Below are 3,475 nucleotides of genomic sequence, written 5' to 3'. Positions count from 1 at the left end.
CCTTAAAGAAGCGTTCTTTGAAGTGCTCACACAGATTGTCTGATAGAAAGTGAAAAGCAAGGCGTCTTGCGAAGCAGACTGATACGTCCCCTTCGTCTAGAGGCCCAGGACACCGCCCTTTCACGGCGGTAACAGGGGTTCGAATCCCCTAGGGGACGCCACTTGCTGGTTTGTGAGTGAAAGTCGCCGACCTCTGTATCTCAAAACTCACTTACGAGTGATGTTTGAGATATTTGCTCTTTAAAAATCTGGATCAAGCTGAAAATTGAAACACTGAACAACGAAAGTTGTTCGTGAGTCTCTCAAATTTTCGCAACACGAAGATGAATCGCAAGAAACATCTTCGGGTTGTGAGGTTAAGCGACTAAGCGTACACGGTGGATGCCCTGGCAGTCAGAGGCGATGAAGGACGTGCTAATCTGCGATAAGCGTCGGTAAGGTGATATGAACCGTTATAACCGGCGATTTCCGAATGGGGAAACCCAGTGTGATTCGTCACACTATCATTAACTGAATCCATAGGTTAATGAGGCGAACCGGGGGAACTGAAACATCTAAGTACCCCGAGGAAAAGAAATCAACCGAGATTCCCCCAGTAGCGGCGAGCGAACGGGGAGCAGCCCAGAGCCTGAATCAGTGTGTGTGTTAGTGGAAGCGTCTGGAAAGGCGCGCGATACAGGGTGACAGCCCCGTACACAAAAATGCACATGCTGTGAGCTCGATGAGTAGGGCGGGACACGTGGTATCCTGTCTGAATATGGGGGGACCATCCTCCAAGGCTAAATACTCCTGACTGACCGATAGTGAACCAGTACCGTGAGGGAAAGGCGAAAAGAACCCCGGCGAGGGGAGTGAAAAAGAACCTGAAACCGTGTACGTACAAGCAGTGGGAGCCTCTTTATGGGGTGACTGCGTACCTTTTGTATAATGGGTCAGCGACTTATATTCTGTAGCAAGGTTAACCGAATAGGGGAGCCGAAGGGAAACCGAGTCTTAACTGGGCGTTAAGTTGCAGGGTATAGACCCGAAACCCGGTGATCTAGCCATGGGCAGGTTGAAGGTTGGGTAACACTAACTGGAGGACCGAACCGACTAATGTTGAAAAATTAGCGGATGACTTGTGGCTGGGGGTGAAAGGCCAATCAAACCGGGAGATAGCTGGTTCTCCCCGAAAGCTATTTAGGTAGCGCCTCGTGAATTCATCTCCGGGGGTAGAGCACTGTTTCGGCAAGGGGGTCATCCCGACTTACCAACCCGATGCAAACTGCGAATACCGGAGAATGTTATCACGGGAGACACACGGCGGGTGCTAACGTCCGTCGTGAAGAGGGAAACAACCCAGACCGCCAGCTAAGGTCCCAAAGTCATGGTTAAGTGGGAAACGATGTGGGAAGGCCCAGACAGCCAGGATGTTGGCTTAGAAGCAGCCATCATTTAAAGAAAGCGTAATAGCTCACTGGTCGAGTCGGCCTGCGCGGAAGATGTAACGGGGCTAAACCATGCACCGAAGCTGCGGCAGCGACACTATGTGTTGTTGGGTAGGGGAGCGTTCTGTAAGCCTGTGAAGGTGTGCTGTGAGGCATGCTGGAGGTATCAGAAGTGCGAATGCTGACATAAGTAACGATAAAGCGGGTGAAAAGCCCGCTCGCCGGAAGACCAAGGGTTCCTGTCCAACGTTAATCGGGGCAGGGTGAGTCGACCCCTAAGGCGAGGCCGAAAGGCGTAGTCGATGGGAAACAGGTTAATATTCCTGTACTTGGTGTTACTGCGAAGGGGGGACGGAGAAGGCTATGTTGGCCGGGCGACGGTTGTCCCGGTTTAAGCGTGTAGGCTGGTTTTCCAGGCAAATCCGGAAAATCAAGGCTGAGGCGTGATGACGAGGCACTACGGTGCTGAAGCGACAAATGCCCTGCTTCCAGGAAAAGCCTCTAAGCATCAGGTAACATCAAATCGTACCCCAAACCGACACAGGTGGTCAGGTAGAGAATACCAAGGCGCTTGAGAGAACTCGGGTGAAGGAACTAGGCAAAATGGTGCCGTAACTTCGGGAGAAGGCACGCTGATATGTAGGTGAAGCGACTTGCTCGTGGAGCTGAAATCAGTCGAAGATACCAGCTGGCTGCAACTGTTTATTAAAAACACAGCACTGTGCAAACACGAAAGTGGACGTATACGGTGTGACGCCTGCCCGGTGCCGGAAGGTTAATTGATGGGGTTAGCGCAAGCGAAGCTCTTGATCGAAGCCCCGGTAAACGGCGGCCGTAACTATAACGGTCCTAAGGTAGCGAAATTCCTTGTCGGGTAAGTTCCGACCTGCACGAATGGCGTAATGATGGCCAGGCTGTCTCCACCCGAGACTCAGTGAAATTGAACTCGCTGTGAAGATGCAGTGTACCCGCGGCAAGACGGAAAGACCCCGTGAACCTTTACTATAGCTTGACACTGAACATTGAGCCTTGATGTGTAGGATAGGTGGGAGGCTTTGAAGTGTGGACGCCAGTCTGCATGGAGCCGACCTTGAAATACCACCCTTTAATGTTTGATGTTCTAACGTAGACCCCTAATCGGGGTTGCGGACAGTGTCTGGTGGGTAGTTTGACTGGGGCGGTCTCCTCCTAAAGAGTAACGGAGGAGCACGAAGGTTGGCTAATCCTGGTCGGACATCAGGAGGTTAGTGCAATGGCATAAGCCAGCTTGACTGCGAGCGTGACGGCGCGAGCAGGTGCGAAAGCAGGTCATAGTGATCCGGTGGTTCTGAATGGAAGGGCCATCGCTCAACGGATAAAAGGTACTCCGGGGATAACAGGCTGATACCGCCCAAGAGTTCATATCGACGGCGGTGTTTGGCACCTCGATGTCGGCTCATCACATCCTGGGGCTGAAGTAGGTCCCAAGGGTATGGCTGTTCGCCATTTAAAGTGGTACGCGAGCTGGGTTTAGAACGTCGTGAGACAGTTCGGTCCCTATCTGCCGTGGGCGCTGGAGAACTGAGGGGGGCTGCTCCTAGTACGAGAGGACCGGAGTGGACGCATCACTGGTGTTCGGGTTGTCATGCCAATGGCACTGCCCGGTAGCTAAATGCGGAAGAGATAAGTGCTGAAAGCATCTAAGCACGAAACTTGCCCCGAGATGAGTTCTCCCTGACTCCTTGAGAGTCCTGAAGGAACGTTGAAGACGACGACGTTGATAGGCCGGGTGTGTAAGCGCAGCGATGCGTTGAGCTAACCGGTACTAATGAACCGTGAGGCTTAACCTTACAACGCCGAAGATGTTTTGGCGGATTGAGAGAAGATTTTCAGCCTGATACAGATTAAATTAACCGGCGATAAGCGGGTTAATAAAACAGAATTTGCCTGGCGGCCGTAGCGCGGTGGTCCCACCTGACCCCATGCCGAACTCAGAAGTGAAACGCCGTAGCGCCGATGGTAGTGTGGGGTCTCCCCATGCGAGAGTAGGGAACTGCCAGGCATCAAAT

General features: G+C 52.5%; 1 tRNA gene and 2 rRNA genes. All 3 read left to right on the top strand.

The features are described 5' to 3' along the window. The first annotated feature begins 85 nt into the window (after nucleotides 1-85). The 3 genes from D9738_RS06890 to rrf all read left to right on the top strand — a co-directional run bounded on the left by D9738_RS06890 (nucleotide 86) and on the right by rrf (nucleotide 3,468). A tRNA-Glu gene (locus tag D9738_RS06890) sits at nucleotides 86-161 on the top strand. A 193-nt stretch (nucleotides 162-354) separates the two neighbouring features. After that, a 23S ribosomal RNA gene (locus D9738_RS06885) occupies nucleotides 355-3,256 on the top strand. Nucleotides 3,257-3,352: 96 nt separating this feature from the next. Next, nucleotides 3,353-3,468, top strand: a 5S ribosomal RNA gene (rrf, locus tag D9738_RS06880). The last annotated feature ends 7 nt before the right edge of the window (nucleotides 3,469-3,475 follow it).

The organism is Escherichia sp. E10V5 (assembly GCF_004212315.1).
Lineage (GTDB): Bacteria > Pseudomonadota > Gammaproteobacteria > Enterobacterales > Enterobacteriaceae > Escherichia.
Note: the sequence above shows the minus strand (reverse complement) of the source record. Positions and strands in the feature narration are given on the sequence as shown.